This window comes from Nocardia vinacea NBRC 16497 (assembly GCF_000308835.1).
Taxonomy (GTDB): Bacteria; Actinomycetota; Actinomycetes; order Mycobacteriales; family Mycobacteriaceae; genus Nocardia; species Nocardia vinacea.
The window spans coordinates 1-17122 of record NZ_BAGN01000062.1 but is presented as its reverse complement, the minus strand read 5'-3'; the positions used below and the strand labels follow the sequence as shown (position 1 = coordinate 17122).

The window sequence follows — 17122 nt, the reverse complement described above, 5'->3', positions numbered from 1 at the left end:
ACAGTGCCGATGCCCGCGCCGACGGCCAGCTTCATCTGCATCGGAATCGCATTGAGGATGCGTTCGCGCACCTTGGTGATCGCGAGTACGAAGAAGATCACCCCGGACAGGAGGGTCCCCGACAGCGCCACCTGCCATGGGATCCCCATTCCGAGCACCACCGAGTAGGCGAAGAAGGCATTGAGGCCCATGCCCGGTGCGAGTGCGATCGGATATCTGGCCCACACCCCCATGACCAGCGTGCCGAAGACCGCGGCGACGGCCGTCGCGGTGAAGACCGCCTGCATGGGAATGCCCTTGGCACCGAGCGCGCCCTCGTCGCCGAGCACCGACGGATTCACGGCGAGCACATAGGACATGGCGAGGAAGGTGATGGTTCCGGCCATCAGCTCACGCTTCATCGTCGAACCGTTCGAACTGATGCCGAAGTACGCGTCGAGGCGTCCTCGGGTTCGCGTCAGAACGTCGGTGACCATGAGCTCTCCAGTCGAAAAACGAGTACGGGGGTGCCAGGGCACGGTAACCGACAATTCACTGAACTCGAGAACCCGCCCCACGCAACGTAGACCCCTTCCCCAGCCCCCTGACCTCACTGCTCGGCGGCGCCACCACCTTCCGCGGCCTGGATTTCACCAAGGGTGCCAAGGCCACTTCGACGCCGCAGCACCCCACCGAATGCTCCGCTTCAGCTTCCCGACCGGACCGTTGCCCTGGGACCCGAAGGGCCTGGTCCAACTGAGCTCCGAGTAGGTCCCGGATTCGACATCAGCCGTTCGGGGCGAATACCAAGCCCAGTTCGGCGTCGCTGGCGAGTAGCTCGTTGTGCGGCAGGACCCGGACCGTGTAACCGACGGCGCCGGACAGGGGAACCGGGGTTTCGACGGTGAAAAGGTCTACACCGGAGTCGGATCCGGTGTGGGTCATCGGGTAGGTGGTGGTGTCGGAGAGGTCGTCGCTCGGTGAGACTCGGCCGAGTACCGCCTGCACCGTGACGTCGGCGGGGGTGAGGCCGCCGAGGTCGATGCGCGCGGAGAGCGAGAGTTCCGCGCCGATGATCGGGGTGTCCGGCAGGCCCGCGCTGTCGACCTGGATGATCTTGACCGAGGGCCAGGCGGCCTCGACCCGGCGGCGGTACTCCGAAACCGCTCGGGCACCGGCGAATTCGTCGGCGCTCGCGCGTTTACCGGCCGACGCGGCGGGGGCGTAGTACTCGACGGCGTAGTCGCGAACCATGCGGGAGGCCAGCACCTTCGGGCCGAGCGTTTGCAGGGTGTGACGCACCATCTCGACCCAGCGCACCGGCATATCGAAACCGTCGCGGTCGTAGAAGCGCGGTGCGACGGTGCGTTCGAACAGGTCGTAGAGTGCGGCGGCCTCGAGGTCATCACGGCGGTGCTCATCGGAGACGCCGTCGGCGGTCGGTATGGCCCAACCGTTTTCGCCGTCGTACATCTCATCCCACCAGCCGTCGCGGATGGAGAGGTTGAGCCCGCCGTTGAGCGCGGACTTCATACCGGAGGTGCCGCATGCCTCCAGCGGACGCAGCGGATTGTTCAGCCAGACATCGCAACCCCAATACAGGTAGCGGGCCATGGACATGTCGTAATCGGGCAGGAAGACGATGCGATGACGCACTTCCGGATCGTCGGCGAACCGAACGACCTGCTGTATCAGCGCCTTGCCGCCATCGTCGGCGGGATGACTCTTACCCGCGACGACCAGTTGCATCGGCCGATCGGGATTCAGCAGCAGCGCACGCAAGCGCTGTGGATCGCGCAGCATCAGGGTCAGCCGCTTGTAGGTCGGCACCCGGCGCGCGAAACCGACGGTCAACACATTCGGATCGAAAACGCCATCGACCCATCCCAATTCAGCCGAAGCGGCACCGCGCTGCAACCAGGACGCGCGAACCCGTCGGCGCACCTCGGCAACGAGAATGGCGCGCAAGGCATTCCGGGTCGACCACAATTCACCCAGGTCGAAATCGCGCAGCTTCTCCCAGCCACGCGCCTCCTCGACCAGCTCGGGACCGATGTGTTCGCGTGCCTTGTCGAACCATTCGCGTGCGGCCCAGGTCGGAGCGTGCACACCATTGGTGACCGAACCGATCGGCACCTCGGTCGCGTCGAAGCCGGGCCACAGCGGCGCGAACATGGCGCGGCTCACCTCGCCGTGCAATTTGGAAACGCCATTGGCGCGCTGGGCGAGTCGCAAGCCCATATGCGCCATATTGAATACCGACGGATCGGCTTCGCGACCGAGCGCGACGATCCGGTCGACGGAAAGCCCTGGCAGCATGGCGGATTCGGATTCCCCGTGGCCACCGCCGAAATACCTGCGCACCAATGGCATCGGGAACCGGTCGATACCGGCGGGCACCGGCGTGTGCGTGGTGAACACGGTAGCGGCCCGCACGGCAGTCAGCGCGGTATCGAAATCCAGTCCGGCCGAGACGAATTCACGGATCCGCTCGACGCCGAGGAATCCGGCGTGCCCCTCGTTCATATGGAATACATCGGGATCCGGCACACCCGCGGCGCGCGTATAGGCGCGCACCGCCCGGACGCCACCGATACCTGCCAGGATTTCCTGCTTGATCCGATGGTCCTGATCACCGCCGTAGAGCCGGTCGGTAACCGCGCGCAGTTCCGGATCGTTCTCGGCGATATCGGAATCCAGCAGCAGCAATGGCACCCGCCCGACCTGCGCGATCCACACTCGCGCCCGCAGCACTCGCTGATCGGGCATCGCCACGTGGATCAACACCGGCGAACCTTCGGTGGTCAGCAGCCGCAACGGCAGCCCCTGCGGATCCAGCGCCGGATAGTGCTCGGACTGCCAACCGTCCGCGGTCAGTGACTGCCGGAAATAGCCGGAGCGGTAGAGCAATCCGACACCGATCAGCGGCAGTCCCAGATCCGATGCGGACTTCAGATGATCACCGGCGAGAATCCCGAGGCCGCCCGAATAGTTCGGCAGGACCTCGGTGACGCCGAACTCCATCGAGAAATAGGCGATGCCGCGCACCGGCTCATCGGTCTGCCGCTGGAACCAGCCCGGCCGCGCCAGATAGTCGCGCAGATCCGCGGCGGCAGCATCCACTCGCCCGACATAGTCCGCATCGGCGGCGAGCTCGTCCAGCCGCGCCGCGGGCACCTCGCCCAACATCCGCACCGGATCGTGACCGAGCTCGCGCCACAGCTCGGGATCGAGTTCCGCGAACAGATCCTGGGTAGCCCAATGCCACGACCAGCGCAGATTCGTGGAAAGTTCGCCCAGGGCCGCCAAACGCTCGGGCAAATGGGCACGGACGGTGAAACGACGGAGTGCCTTCACCTGCCGAACCCTACCGAATGCCGCGACCCCTGGTGGCTCCAGCGGGCCCAGGTCACTGAACCGGATGTACCAACCGACGCGATCGCGGCTGCGAGGGTACAACGGCACCCCGTCGAGGCGACGGCACGCCGAGCAACCCGCCGGCCCGACAAACTGCATGCAGGCACAACGGCACCCATCAGACGACAGAAGGCCTCTACACCGAGCAACGGCGCCGACACGATGACCTGTACGGACTGCACGGACTGCACGGACCGCCCGGCACCGCTGCTCACCGCACCGGAATATCGCTCGCGACATACCTGTGGGAATGAGAGCATCGGCTGATGCCGCACTGGATCGATGTGCTCCCCCAGTTCCTGCTGGCCTGCCTCATCCTGGCCGCACTGCCGGGACCGGCGACGGCGCTGTTCCTCCAACGCGCTGTGCGGGACGGTCGCGCGGCGGGCCTGGCGGCAGTGGCCGGGAACGAGATCGGAGTGTTCGGGTGGACGTTCGCCGGTGGCGCAGGTCTGTCGGTGCTGCTGGTCGCGAACCGGTTCATGAACACGGCGGTGCACGTCATCGGGGCGTTGATGTTGATCTGGCTCGGCGTGCAGGCCTGGCGCGGCGCTCGCGGTGACGACGAATTCGGCAGCACAGCGTTAACCGGCTCTGCCGGCCGCCATCCCCGAATGACCAAGTTGCTGCCGACCGGCCGCACCCCCGGTTCGGCCTTCCGCGCCTCGCTGATCTCGATCGCGGCGAATCCGAAGGCCGCAGTCTTCGGCCTGACGATCCTGCCGCAGTTCCTGCCGTCGAGCGGTCCGGTGCTGCCGACCGTGCTGATTCTGGCGGGTATCCAATTGGTCATCGATACCGCATGGTGCATCGGCATCGTGCTGGCGGCGGACCGCGCCGGTACCTGGCTGCGGCGAACCGGAATCCGCCAGCGGGTGGAACGCGCGCTCGGCGCGATCTTGGTCGCCCTCGGTCTCGGTCTGGCGGCCGACGCACGCTGATCCGGTCCAACCGACTGGCACCCGGTAGGTTGGTCGACGTGACCGGCCGCATCGCCATCGATGACACCGCCCCTTCGATATGGCTGAACAACAGTTCGGCCAAGGCCGTGGTCGGCGAGGTCTTTCCGGTGCGCACCGTGGTCTGGCGCGAGGGGCATGACGCCGTCTCCGCCACGCTCGCGGTGCGCGGCCCCAGCTCATCGCGGATCACCCGCATTCGCATGACGCCGGACTACGAGCCGGATGTCTTCAACGCCACCTTCGTACCCAACCTGCCCGGCGCGTGGACCTACCGCATAGAGGGTTGGAGTGATCCGATCGCCACCTGGCGGGCGGCGGTAGAGGCGAAGCTGGCCGTCGGGCAGAGCGCCGCCGACCTCGCCAACGACCTCGAGCTCGGCGCCCGGCTGTTCGAACGGGCCGCGCAGGCGGTGCCGAAGAAGCAGTTCGAGCGCTTGCGTGCCGCCGCGACGGCATTGCGCGCCGACGAACAGCTGCCCGCTCGGGTCGCCCCCGCCTTCAGCGCGGAGGTCGCGGAGATCCTGCGCGATACGCCATTGCGGGACATGGTCACTCGCGGCCCGCAGCACTCGGTGCTGGTGGAACGGCAACGCGCACTGTACGGCTCGTGGTACGAATTCTTCCCGCGATCGACCGGCGGCCGTGATGCCGCGGGCAACCCGATCCACGGCAATTTCGCCACCGCCGCAAAGGAATTGCCGCGCATAGCCGGCATGGGCTTCGATGTCGTCTATCTACCTCCGATCCACCCGATCGGTGAGATCAACCGCAAGGGCCGCAATAACGCGCTCGCCGCCGAACCCGGTGACGTCGGCTCGCCGTGGGCGATCGGGTCGAAGCAGGGCGGCCACGACGCGATCCATCCCGAACTCGGCAGCACCGCCGACTTCGTCGAATTCGTCACCACCGCAACCGAACTCGGCCTCGAAGTCGCGCTCGACCTGGCGCTGCAATGCGCACCGGATCATCCGTGGGTGGCCGCGCACCCGGAGTGGTTCACCACTCTCCCGGATGGCACCATCGCCTACGCCGAGAATCCGCCGAAGAAGTACCAGGACATCTACCCGGTCAACTTCGACAACGATCCGGACGGACTGTACGCGGAGGTACTGCGTGTAGTCCGGCACTGGATCGGCTTGGGCGTCAAGATCTTCCGCGTCGATAACCCGCACACCAAGCCCGCCGATTTCTGGGAATGGCTGATCGCGACCGTACGCCGCACCGATCCCGATGTGATCTTCCTCTCCGAGGCCTTCACCCGACCGGCCCGGCTCTACGGTCTTGCCCGCCGCGGATTCAGTCAGTCCTACACGTACTTCACTTGGCGCGTCGCCAAATGGGAGCTGACCGAATTCGGCAACGAACTGGCCGCCAAGGCCGACGAGGCCAGACCGAACCTGTTCGTCAACACCCCCGACATCCTGCACGAAAGTCTGCAGCAGGGTGGGCCCGGCATGTTCGCTATCCGCGCGGTGCTGGCCGCGACCATGGCTCCGACCTGGGGTGTCTACTCCGGATTCGAACTCTTCGAACATCAGGCGGTGCGTCCGGGCAGCGAGGAATACCTGGATTCGGAGAAGTACGAGCTGCGCCCGCGCCCATTCGCCGAGGCGCTCGCGCGCGGGGAATCATTGGAGCCCTGGATCACTCGTCTCAACGAGATCCGCCGCGCGCATCCTGCACTGCAGCAGTTGCGCTGCATCCACTTCCATCACGTCGACAACGACGCGCTGCTCGCCTATTCGAAGGTCGATCCGGCCAGCGGTGACGCCGTGCTGGTCGTGGTGAATCTGAATCCCTATGGGGCCGAATGGGGCATGATCTCGCTCGATCTGCCCGCCATCGGCCGCGAATGGCACGACCATCCGGTGGTGTTCGACGAGGTCAGCGGCGAGGAATACCACTGGGCGCAGACCAATTACGTGCGGCTGGATCCGGCCCGAGCGGTCGCCCACATTCTCACGCTGCCCGCGGTATCGCAGCAGGCGCGCGCGGAACTGGCCTTCCGGAGGACATTTCGATGAAGCGTCGCGATCTGATGTTGCTCGCGGCGGGCACCCATACCGATCCGCATACCGTGCTCGGCGCACACCCGCATCCAGACGGCACGATCGTACGCGTGCTGCGCCCCCATGCCGACGCGGTGTTCGCCCGGGTCGGCGGCGTCGACCATCCGCTGAAGTCGTTGGGGCACGGCATTTTCGCGGGTGCCGTACCGCATCCGGACCTGATGGATTACCGCATCGTCACCAATTACCAAGGCGGTCAGACGATCATCAGCGCAGACGGCTACCGCTTCCTGCCCACCGTCGGCGAGCTGGACCTGCACCTCATCGGTGAGGGTCGCCACGAACACCTGTGGGATGTGCTCGGCGCGCACCCGCGTCACTACACCACCCTCGACGGCGAGGTGCATGGCACCTCGTTCGCGGTCTGGGCACCGAATGCCCGGGGTGTCACCGTGATCGGGGATTTCGACGGGTGGAGCGGGAATACCGCACCGATGCGTTCGCTCGGATCTTCCGGGGTATGGGAGGTCTTCGTACCGGGGGTCGGCGTCGGCACCAAGTACAAATTCCGAGTGCACGGCGCGGACGGACGCACCGTGGATCACGCCGATCCGCTGGCGTTTGCGACGGAGCTGCCGCCCGCGACGGCATCCGTGGTCACCGAAAGCAATTACGTGTGGTCCGACGGTGACTGGGTTTCGACCCGCGAACGCACCGACCCCACTCGCGCCCCGATGAGCGTCTACGAAGTGCACCTGGGCTCCTGGCGTCCCGGGCTCGGCTACCGCGAATTGGCAGATCAGCTCGCCGATTACGTACGCGCCGCCGGATTCACCCATATCGAACTGCTGCCGATCGCCGAGCACCCGTTCGGCGGCTCCTGGGGCTACCAGGTCACGTCGTATTACGCACCCACCGCCCGCTTCGGCTCCCCCGACGATTTCCGCGCCTTCGTCGACCGCATGCACGCCGCAGGCATCGGCGTACTGCTCGACTGGGTGCCCGCGCACTTCCCCCGCGACGAATGGGCGCTCGCGCGCTTCGACGGCACCGCGCTGTATGAGCACGCCGACCCACGCCGCGGCGAGCAACTCGACTGGGGCACCTACATTTTCGACTTCGGCCGCAATGAGGTGCGCAACTTCCTGGTCGCCAATGCGCGGTACTGGATCGAGGAATTCCATATCGACGGACTGCGCGTCGACGCGGTCGCCTCCATGCTGTATCTGGATTACTCACGCGCCGAAGGCGAATGGGAACCCAATGTGCACGGCGGCCGGGAAAACCTGGAGGCCGTCGACTTCCTGCAGGACCTCAACGAAACCGTGCACCGCCACCATCCCGGCGTCGTCACCATCGCCGAGGAATCCACCACCTGGCCCGGTGTCACCCGCGGCGCCGATGTCGGCGGCCTCGGCTTCACCATGAAGTGGAATATGGGCTGGATGCACGACACCCTGGGCTATTTGGGGCGCGATCCGATCCACCGCTCCTGGCACCACAACGAGATCACCTTCTCGCTGGTGTACGCGTGGAGCGAGAACTATGTCCTGCCCATCAGCCACGACGAGGTCGTGCACGGCAAGGGCACCCTCTGGACCCGAATGCCCGGCGACGATTTCGCCAAGGCGGCGGGCGTGCGCACACTGCTGGCCTACATGTGGTCGCATCCCGGTAAGCAATTGCTGTTCATGGGCCAGGACTTCGGCCAGTTCCGGGAATGGTCACACGACCGCGGCCTGGACTGGCACGAACTGGAAAACCCACTGCACCAGGGCATTACGGCCGCCGTCCGGGATCTGAACGCGGTCTACCGCGCCCATCCCGCGCTGTGGAGTCAGGACACCAGCCCCGGTGGCTACTCCTGGGTCCAGGCCGACGATCGCGAAAACAATGTGATCGCCTTCCTGCGTTACGGCTCCGACGGTTCGGTGATCGCCTGCGTTTTCAATTTCTCCGGCTCGGTGCACGGCGAATACCGCGTCGGCCTGCCGAGCGCAGGCACCTGGCGCGAAATCCTCAACACCGACGCCGTCGAATACGGCGGCTCCGGCATCGGAAACCTGGGTGGTGTCAAGGCGACCGATGAGCCGTGGCACGGTCGACCGGCTTCGGCCACCGTGGCACTCGCGCCGAATACCGCGATCTGGCTCGCACCAGAGTCATAAGCCACCACACGAGTAGGCCGAACCGCAGGCCACCCGCAGTCCTCAGCTGCACCAATCCCGCAGCGCTCAACCCGACTTCGACCACTGCGGCACTGGCCCCAAACACCCGCGATCTAGCTCGCACGAGAGTCATAAGCCACCACGCAAGTAGATCGAGCAGGCCGAGCCGCAGGGCACCCACAGTGCTCAGCTGCGCCGATCCCGCAGCGTTCGGCGCTCGGCTGCGCCGGTGCGTTGCCGATGACCGCCCTGACAATCGACCGCACCGCTGCGATCGGCGGATAGTGCCCGGCGATCGCATCGGCGCAGGCTATCCGCCGATGCCATGTGCGCCGCGGCGGCCGGGGTCAGTACAGCGCGGCAGCCAGCTTGCGGCGGGCAGCAACCACGAAAGGCTCTGCCGGGTCGAACAATTCGAAGAGTTCGAGGAGCCGGGTGCGCGCCTTGGTGCGATCATCGCCGGCCGTCTTCTTGATGACGGCGATCAACCGGTCGAACGAGGCCTCCGGCTGCTGGCGCATCATCTCCACATCGGCGGCATCCAGAGCCGCGTCGACATTGGCCGGATCGGCATCGGCAGTGGCGATCGCGGAGTCCGAAATGGTCTGGGCACGGGACAGGAAGCGCACCTGACGCAGGGCGTTCTTGGCCTCCTCATTGCCCGGTTCCGCGGCGATGATGGCCTCATAGGCCGCTTCGGCACCGGCCATATCGCCGCGCTCGAGCGCGGCCTCTGCGGCGGTAAAACGCGGATCCTCTTCGGCCTGGGGCTGCTCACCGCCCTCGAGCTGCCCGCCGACCGCCTCGACTACCGCGCTCAACCACTGCCGGACCTGCGGCTCCGGCTGGGCGCCCTCGAAATCCGCGAGCGGGCGGCCACCGGCCACCGCGATCACGGTCGGAATGCCCTTCACACCGAAGGCCTGCGCGATCCGCATATTGGCCTCGGCCTCGACCGTCGCCAGATCCCAGGCGCCCGCGTCCTCTTGGACGAGCCGCTCCAGCGTCCGGACCAGCTCGACGCTGCCCGGACTGCGCTGCGAATACAGCGCGACGACCACCGGCACCTGGGTGGACCGGCGCAGCACCTTCGTTTCGAAATCCGCCTCCGAGACGGCGTAGTCACCGCCGCCTCCCGCACCCGGCGCACCGGCCGGGGGCTGCTTCAGGCTGGACAGATCCACCGCACCTGACATGGCGGCGGCGACGGCTGGCGAAGGGCGGCGGGCAGCGGGTCGAGTCACGGTTTCCAGTTTGTCACGGCGTGACCGACGCCGGGGCTCCGGTGTCGACGGAAGTCACGTCGCTCAGCTCACCGAGCTTGCCCGCACGCACCGCCCACACCTCGAACAGCACCGTGAAGAACGGCGGAATACTCGACAGCAGCGCGAGGACCGTCGTCTTGGTGTTCCACGCCAGCTCACGGGCCGCGAGGATCGCGGTGATCACGAACAGGATGAAGATGATGCCGTGCGTCATCCCGAACACCTTGACCGGCCACAGCACCGGTTCGGGTAGGCGCTTGAACACCATGCCGACGATCAGGAAGACCCAGGAGATCGCCTCCAGCACGGCGATGAAGCGGAACCGCTTGGCCACGGTGCTCAAGTCGAAGAAATTGCCCATGGCCACCATTGTGCCGGACTGCTACGACGGGTCGTAGTTGAACCGGTCACACCTGAACTCCGCCGACCCGGTTCATCCGGGCCGACGGAGCCGAGAATTACACCTTGATGATCAGCGCGTCACCCTGACCGCCGCCACCGCACAGCGCGGCCGCGCCGACACCGCCACCGCGCCGCTTCAGCTCCAGCGCCAGATGCAGCAGGATGCGCGCACCGGACATGCCGAGCGGGTGCCCGATGGCGATCGCGCCACCGTTGACGTTCACCTTCTCCGGATCGATGCCCAGCTTGCGGGTGGACGCGATGCCAACCGCCGCGAACGCCTCGTTGATCTCGACAAGATCCAGCTCGGCGGGCGAAATTCCTTCGCGCGCACAGGCCTTGGCGATCGCATTGGCGGGCTGATCCTGCAGCGTCGAATCCGGACCGGCCACCACGCCCGCGGCGCCGATCTCGGCGATCCAGCTCAGGCCCAGCGACTGCGCCTTCTCCTTGCTCATCACGACCACCGCGGCGGCACCGTCGGAGATCTGCGAGGCGGTGCCCGCGGTGATGCTGCCGTCCTTGCGGAAGGCCGGGCGCAGCTTGGCCAGCGATTCGACGGTGGTGTCCGCGCGAATGCCCTCGTCGGTGCTCACCACGATCGGATCGCCCTTGCGCTGCGGCACCGAGACCGGGACCACCTCGTCATCGAAGACGCCGTTCTTCCACGCCGCCGCCGCACGCTGATGTGAGGCCGCCGCGAACGCGTCCTGATCCTCCCGGCTGACCGGCTCGGCGTCGTTGCGCTGTTCGGTCAGCGCACCCATCGGCTGGTCGGTGAAGATGTCGTGCAGACCGTCGTAGGCCATGCTGTCGCGCAGCGTGACATCGCCGTATTTGTAACCCTCCCTGCTCTTTTCGAGCAGATGCGGGGCCTGGCTCATGGATTCCTGACCGCCCGCGACGACGATCTCGTACTCGCCGGCGCGAATCAGCTGATCCGCGAGCGCGATCGCGTTGATACCGGACAGGCACACCTTGTTCACCGTCAGCGCGGGCACATCCATCGCGATGCCCGCGGCCACCGCCGCCTGCCGGGCCGGGATCTGCCCCGCACCCGCGGTGAGCACCTGGCCCATGATCACGTAGTCGACCTGCTCCGGCGTGACGCCGCCCTTCTCCAGCGCCGCCTTGATAGCGAAACCACCCAGGTCGGAACCGGTGAAGTCCTTCAGACCCCCGAGCAGCCGACCGACCGGGGTACGCGCACCGGAGACGATCACGGTTGTGGTCACGACGAGCCTCGCATTCATTGATCGGAACAGCGTCGCGCACCGAAGCACCCGCGACGTCAACTCTGTACTCAACGGTAGCTTGTCCTTCTCGAACGCCCCTTACCAGGTACGCGGTGCCCTCGCCTACGCTCGGCCAAGCGCAAGGGACTAATGACGGCCTCCAGCCGGCTGTGTCAGATCAGGCGCTACGTTCGAAGGGTGAGCAACGTTATCGACCCGTCGAACTTCATCCCCGGTGACTACGTCATCGCCGTCGACCACGTGGGCATCGCGGTACCCGACCTGGATGCCGCAATTGCCTGGTATGCCGACAATCTCGGCATGATCGAGACCCATCGGGAGGTGAACGATGCCCAAGGTGTGCACGAGGCGATGCTGTCTTTGCCCGGCGCACCGGACGGCGCGACTGCCCTGCAGTTGCTGGCGCCGCTCAACGCGGAGTCCACCATCGCCAAGTTCATCGATCGCAGCGGACCGGGCCTGCAGCAACTCGCCTATCGCGTTACCGATATCGAGGCCGTCTCCGTGTATCTTCGTGATCGAGGTCTGCGTTTGCTGTACGACGCCCCGCGTCACGGAACCGCGGATTCTCGCATCAATTTCATTCACCCGAAGGATGCTGGCGGTGTGCTGATCGAGTTGGTCGAGCCCAACTCGAATGTTACGCACTAGTATCAAGATCGGGCCTGAAAAACTCGTCGCGATCACATTCGCGGTCGAGTCACCATGAGGTGCAACTAGGCTGTAGTTTGTGTGCCATGTCGTCACCTGAGTCCGATCGCAATCGCTTCGTTGCACTGCCCTTCACCGTTGTGCGCAAGGGTTATGCGCAAGACGAGGTACGCAACTACTTCGACCGTTTCGATGCCGAACTGAGAGTCACCGCCACAGATCGGGATGCCGCTGCGGCGCAAGCCCGTAACCTTGCCAGCCAGCTGGAGGACGCGCGGGACGAGATCGACGAGCTCCGTAAGGAAGTCGATCGCCTTTCGGTTCCGCCGACCACTGCGGAAGGCATGTCCGACCGCATCTCTCGGATGCTGCGCCTGGCTTCCGACGAGGCGTCCGAGGTCCGCGCGCTCGCGCAGGCCGAGGCGGCGGAAATGGTGTCGATCGCCGAGCAGCAGGCCACCGAAATGCGTGGTAAGTACGAATCGCTGCTCGCCGAGACCAAGGAGAAGCGCGAGGCGCTCGAAATCGAATTCGAGCAGACCCTGGCGAATGCGCGTACCGAGTCCGCCAAGATCATCGAGGCCGCTCAGGCCGAGGCCGATCGCCTCGGCAAGGAAGCCGATGCCAAGCGCAAGGCGACCCAGCAGGACTTCGAGGCCACCATGGCGGAGCGTCGCACCAAGCTCACCCGCGCCATGGAGGAGCTCGAGGCCACCAGCCGCGCCGAGGCCGCTCAGCGGATCAAGGACGCGACCGACGAGTCCAACCGCCTCATCACCTCCGCCACGCAGACCTCCGAGCGCAAGATCGCGCACGCCAAGGAACTCGCCGAGGAGATGCGCGTGCTGCGCGGCCGGGTGCTCGCCCAGCTACTCGGCATCCGCGGCCAGCTCGACTCGGTGCCCGCCATGCTCGCGGCCGTCAACCGGGAAAGCGAACTGCTGGACGGGGTTCCGGATCAGCGCAAGTCCATCGGCGGTGGCACCAAGTCGGTCACCGGCGGTTCGCGCACCAAGGCCATCCCCGAGGTCTCGGCCGAGGAAGACGACATCGACGCCGACGAGCGCGAGAACGCCGAAATCACCAACTGACGACCGCGGGCTGAGCGGCGACAAACGCAACACCCCAACCGAATTCACACCAAGGCCGCCCCGTAACCGGGGCGGCCTTCCTAATATCCCGATCAGCCGGACACCGCCACAACGACATTCCGTCCCACCGAGACACCCAGCACCCCTGGCACATTCGGCTTTGCAGCCACATACCCCCGCACAGGAATCTCTCAACCGCGTGACGACCGGTTTCCGCGTCCGGGCTTCCGATGTGGACTCATGTGGCCATCTGCAATGCCTTGCACGGCACGACGGCCTCCGGCTTCGAGAGATGCTCAGCCGCGAGAGAATCCACAGGCTCGCACAAATTCCTCACAGGCGCACACTCCTAACCGCGGGCGCGCCCTTTGGTCCAGTAGACGTGCCCCGGGCGGACACAAACCGGCCCTTACCCCGCAGGCCCCCTGCGGCACGCTCTCTACCCGTAGACACACGCCCTCCGCTCGCAAGTGCACCTTCTGCCCGTAGAACGCACCGCTGCCGTAGCCGGACACCTTTGTGGGTGCACTGGTGACGCGGGGTGCGCAGTGGGTTGATCTGGGGCGCAGGCGAATTCAGGACCAGCGGCGGGTGATTCGCCGGGTGCGGCGACCGTTCCAGCAGCCGCGATGCCAATGCCTACGGTCCTCCTCGCCGTCGTCGACCGCCCACGCGACGATATGCGCGACACCGGGCGGGATTTCATGATCGCAGCCCGGGCAGCGATAGGTTTTGAACGCCCGACTGCCCGGGATAGTCCGCACGACATACATCTCGTCGCTATCCGGCCCGGCCTCCCGCCGGCCGAAGACGTCGCCGATCGGCGAGGCGCCCTCCTGCGAGCGGCCCACCTGGCGTTCCGTCCGCGGCTTCCGTCGAGGCATGCCATAAGCCTAAATCGAGGTCCAGTGCCCGCTGCAGGCGCAGTCCGCCCTTCCCACGCCGTACACGTTCGGCCCGGCGAATCCATGTTTGCGGGACATCGGCTCGATTGAGCCGGACCCCGAAGCTCTCGGCCACAGCGTCGCGAACGGCCTATCGCGAGCCGGTCAGGAACGTGGACAGTTCCGTATTGACAGCGGCGGGATCGTCCTCATAGGCGAAATGGCCTGCGCCCGGGAGAGTTCGCAGTGTCAAGTGCGATACGAGATCATGCACCGTGGCCGCTTGGCCGGTGGGGACGACGTTGTCCTCGGTGCCCCACACGAGCAGGGTTTCGGCACGGATGGCACTCAGGTCATGAGCGTGGTGACCGCTTCACCGACGACAGGGATTCGCATCGCGGTCAGGTTCGTGTTGAGCCGGGTATCGATGGCCAGTGGGCGAGTAGGGCCAACCGGTTCACCTGTTCGCGGGTCGCGGGTCGCGGCAAGGTGTACAGCTACCGGCCCATTCAGCGAGTGCGCGACAACGCAGGCGCCGTCTTCGAGGCCGACCGCGGCCATGAACTGGCACAGCGTGCCGGTCATCGCAGCCAGGTCGTAGCTGAAATTCGGGTCGTTGACGGTGGTGTAGCCGTTGCCTGGCAGGTCGACCGCATAGACCGTGTGGTGTTCGGCAAGTGCGGGAATCATGCCGCGATACGTGTGCAGCGACACGGTTCCGCCGGGCAACAGCACGACCGGGGACCCTCCTCCGGTCGTGCTGTACTGGAACCGAGCGACGGGGGTGTCGATGTACCGCGAGATCAACGCGAACGAGGCGGTGGGTTCGGCGTGCCCGACCACGGTAGCCGTGGTGGGTGCGAACCATGCCGTGATCGCCGCGAGTACCCGATAGAACCGGCGGTGGCCGTACGGCACCATCTGAGGCTCCTGTTCTCGGGACGCACTCGGTTCCAGCTCAGCACCTAGGACGGCCGAGCGGCGGATTCCGTGACGCGAAGACAAGGGTGACCTCGATAACGCCGTAACAGCCGCACGGGCCTGGTCACGATCACAGACAGCCGATCCGACCGACGACCATGCGGCCTGTCGGCCTGTTCGGCGAAAGCCCTTCTCCCCCTAGAAGAGGCGGAATTCGTTGCTCTCGGTGCCGCGTAGGGCGTCGTAATCGAGGGTCAGGCAACGGATACCGCGGTCCTCGGCGAGGGTGCGGGCCTGGGGCTTGATCTGTTGGGCGGCGAAGACGCCGGCCACTGGGGCGAGGAGTGGGTCTCGGTTCAGGAGTTCGAGGTAGCGGGTGAGCTGTTCGACGCCGTCGATTTCGCCGCGACGCTTGATCTCGACGGCCACGGTGGCGCCGTCGGCATCGCGGCAGAGCAGGTCCACGGGGCCGATAGCGGTCATGTACTCGCGGCGGATCAGCGTGTAGCCGGGACCGAGAGTCTGCACATGTTCGGCGAGAAGCTCCTGAAGATGGGCCTCCACACCGTCTTTCACCAGACCGGGGTCCACCCCCAATTCGTGCGAGGAGTCGTGCTCGACGTCCTCGATGGTGATGCGCAGTTCCTCACCCGCCTTGTTGGTGACCACCCAGAAGGCCTTCGCGCCCTCGGGCACCGCATCACCGTCGCGCTCCTCCAACCAGCACGGCGGGCTCATCCAGTTCAACGGCTTATACGAGCCGCCATCAGAATGTACGAGGACCGACCCGTCCGCTTTGATCAGCAGCAATCGGCGGGCCATCGCGAGATGGGCGGTGAGTCGCCCTACGTAGTCGACCTGACAGCGAGCAATCACTAGGCGCACCCAAGCACTGTAGGTGAGTGCCCGGTCCCGCCCGTCGTCACCCCTGTCGCGTCGGCTGTCAGCCCATGAGCAGGATGGCCGCGAGGAATGCGCTCACGGCGAGCAGACCGGATTCGACCCGGGTAAGTCGGCGGGTCGACGCCGCGTTTGCGCGCAGCATGCCGAAGCCGACCGCGGTTCCGATGCCGAAAGCCAGCAGGTGACCGACGTTGGTGAAGGTTTGTTCGATCAGAACGCCCTCGGCGGCGACGATGAACCACACAGTGGCCCAAGCGATTCGCCAGCGATGCGGAATGGCGACCACGATCGCCCCGACCAATGCCATGGCGCCGTAGCTGACGCCGACGTCCTGCGCCCAACGAATGCTCGCGGGCAACCAATCGACCTCGATCGCGATCCACAGGCCGAGGGCGACAAGGACCGTGGCACCGATATGTCCGGCCAGGAATACGCGCACCATATGCACCGCACCGAAGCGCAGCTCGGCAAGTGCCAGCAGACAACCGAGCAACGGAATCAGTACCCAGGCGGCACTGACATCGCCGATCACCAGGGCACTCGAAAGCACCGTGCCCACCCGGCCGTTCAGCAGATTGTGCAGGTTCGTGCTCGCATGCAGCACCACCCGCGCCTGCGCCGACTCACTCAGCGCCGAGAAGACCGCGGTAACAGCGACAAGAGCCGCCAGATATCCGAACGTCGCCGGGAGCCTCAGCTGCCACCAGCGCGAGCGAAGTGGTCTGAGGGGATCGACCGGCGCGCGGTCGGCGGTTGTCGTCGCTGCGACCATCAACACCTCCATGCGCATCGACCGCTCCTATCGAGCATGCCGACGCCGACTACTACTTTCCGTCATTCTCCATCATGAACGCCGGAGCGCCGCATAGGGTGACTGTTCCCTGTGAGATTGCTCCGAAACCTCGCCGAGCCCCGACGGGTAGCACGCTCTTCCGCTCTCACTTCAGCGGTACAAACAGTATGTAGCGCGCTCTGATTCGTCGACAAAGCTGAAGTACGAGACTCCTATGTAGTTTATCTGAGCGAGATAGCCATCGGGCGCCTCGGTGTTGCATACCACTCACCACCGGCACCCTGATCTTGTCCACCGACAACTCGCTCTACGCCTTGAAACGGACAAACCCGCGCCAATGGCAATTAGCACGCCCAGGACAGCGGCAATGGATTTTGGACCGCCGAACGTCGCGATCGAACGGTGTGCTTTTGTGAGCAGC

General features: G+C 65.8%; 15 protein-coding genes. 5 read left to right on the top strand and 10 right to left on the bottom strand.

Features of this window, described 5'->3' with window-relative positions:
- Both ON44_RS06940 and glgP read right to left on the bottom strand, forming a co-directional pair.
- Positions 1-476, bottom strand: a 476-nt coding sequence (locus ON44_RS06940; protein WP_040687163.1) for an NCS2 family permease, incomplete at its 3' end; no start/stop codon positions are given.
- A gap of 289 nt (positions 477-765) precedes the next feature.
- Positions 766-3336 carry an alpha-glucan family phosphorylase gene (gene glgP, locus ON44_RS06935; protein ID WP_040687174.1) on the bottom strand — a complete coding sequence of 857 codons (2571 nt, stop codon included), beginning with the start codon at positions 3334-3336 and terminating at the stop codon, positions 766-768.
- 326 nt (positions 3337-3662) lie between these two features.
- Between glgP and ON44_RS06930 the strand changes: the two genes are divergently transcribed.
- Genes ON44_RS06930 through glgB form a run of 3 tightly spaced genes read left to right on the top strand, consistent with a single transcriptional unit; the run spans position 3663 to position 8535 of the window.
- Positions 3663-4337: a LysE family translocator gene (locus tag ON44_RS06930; RefSeq protein ID WP_040687161.1), complete on the top strand. Its 675-nt coding sequence runs from the start codon at positions 3663-3665 to the stop codon at positions 4335-4337.
- 38 nt (positions 4338-4375) lie between these two features.
- Positions 4376-6382 carry an alpha-1,4-glucan--maltose-1-phosphate maltosyltransferase gene (locus tag ON44_RS06925; protein ID WP_040687172.1) on the top strand — a complete coding sequence of 669 codons (2007 nt, stop codon included), beginning with the start codon at positions 4376-4378 and terminating at the stop codon, positions 6380-6382.
- Positions 6379-8535, top strand: a complete 2157-nt coding sequence (glgB, locus tag ON44_RS06920) for a 1,4-alpha-glucan branching protein GlgB (protein WP_040687159.1) — start codon at positions 6379-6381, stop codon at positions 8533-8535. The genes ON44_RS06925 and glgB overlap by 4 nt, the downstream gene beginning before the upstream one ends.
- Positions 8536-8882: 347 nt before the next feature.
- Here the strand turns inward: glgB and ON44_RS06915 are convergent, their stop codons facing one another.
- The 3 genes from ON44_RS06915 to ON44_RS06905 all read right to left on the bottom strand — a co-directional run bounded on the left by ON44_RS06915 (position 8883) and on the right by ON44_RS06905 (position 11437).
- Positions 8883-9731 carry a tetratricopeptide repeat protein gene (locus tag ON44_RS06915; protein ID WP_040687157.1) on the bottom strand — a complete coding sequence of 283 codons (849 nt, stop codon included), beginning with the start codon at positions 9729-9731 and terminating at the stop codon, positions 8883-8885.
- A gap of 61 nt (positions 9732-9792) precedes the next feature.
- Positions 9793-10161: a DUF3817 domain-containing protein gene (locus ON44_RS06910; protein ID WP_083897691.1), complete on the bottom strand. Its 369-nt coding sequence runs from the start codon at positions 10159-10161 to the stop codon at positions 9793-9795.
- Between the two features lie 97 nt (positions 10162-10258).
- Positions 10259-11437 carry an acetyl-CoA C-acetyltransferase gene (locus ON44_RS06905; RefSeq protein WP_040687170.1) on the bottom strand — a complete coding sequence of 393 codons (1179 nt, stop codon included), beginning with the start codon at positions 11435-11437 and terminating at the stop codon, positions 10259-10261.
- A gap of 198 nt (positions 11438-11635) precedes the next feature.
- On the opposite strand from ON44_RS06905, the gene mce reads away from it, so the two are divergent.
- Together mce and ON44_RS06895 are read left to right on the top strand one after the other, a co-directional pair.
- Entirely contained in the window at positions 11636-12109 is a 474-nt protein-coding gene (gene mce, locus ON44_RS06900) for a methylmalonyl-CoA epimerase (protein ID WP_051181651.1), read from the top strand.
- Positions 12110-12195: 86 nt separating this feature from the next.
- Positions 12196-13200: a coiled-coil domain-containing protein gene (locus tag ON44_RS06895; RefSeq protein WP_040687167.1), complete on the top strand. Its 1005-nt coding sequence runs from the start codon at positions 12196-12198 to the stop codon at positions 13198-13200.
- Between the two features lie 575 nt (positions 13201-13775).
- Here the strand turns inward: ON44_RS06895 and ON44_RS06890 are convergent.
- The 5 genes from ON44_RS06890 to ON44_RS06875 all read right to left on the bottom strand — a co-directional run bounded on the left by ON44_RS06890 (position 13776) and on the right by ON44_RS06875 (position 16698).
- Positions 13776-14084 (bottom strand): Rv1322 family protein, encoded by a 309-nt coding sequence (locus ON44_RS06890; RefSeq protein WP_040687155.1) that lies wholly within the window; start codon positions 14082-14084, stop codon positions 13776-13778.
- Positions 14085-14235: 151 nt separating this feature from the next.
- A complete protein-coding gene (locus ON44_RS53930) occupies positions 14236-14412 on the bottom strand; it encodes an alpha/beta fold hydrolase (protein ID WP_373283133.1) in 177 nt (58 codons plus the stop codon).
- 20 nt (positions 14413-14432) lie between these two features.
- Complete coding sequence (locus ON44_RS06885; protein WP_040687153.1) at positions 14433-15005, bottom strand: alpha/beta fold hydrolase; 573 nt, start codon at positions 15003-15005, stop codon at positions 14433-14435.
- A 198-nt stretch (positions 15006-15203) separates the two neighbouring features.
- The gene (gene nucS, locus ON44_RS06880; protein ID WP_040687152.1) at positions 15204-15890 is read right to left on the bottom strand and encodes an endonuclease NucS; all 687 of its coding nucleotides are present in this window, start codon (positions 15888-15890) and stop codon (positions 15204-15206) included.
- Positions 15891-15948: 58 nt separating this feature from the next.
- Positions 15949-16698 carry a rhomboid-like protein gene (locus ON44_RS06875; protein WP_245567033.1) on the bottom strand — a complete coding sequence of 250 codons (750 nt, stop codon included), beginning with the start codon at positions 16696-16698 and terminating at the stop codon, positions 15949-15951.
- Positions 16699-17122 lie beyond the last annotated feature (424 nt).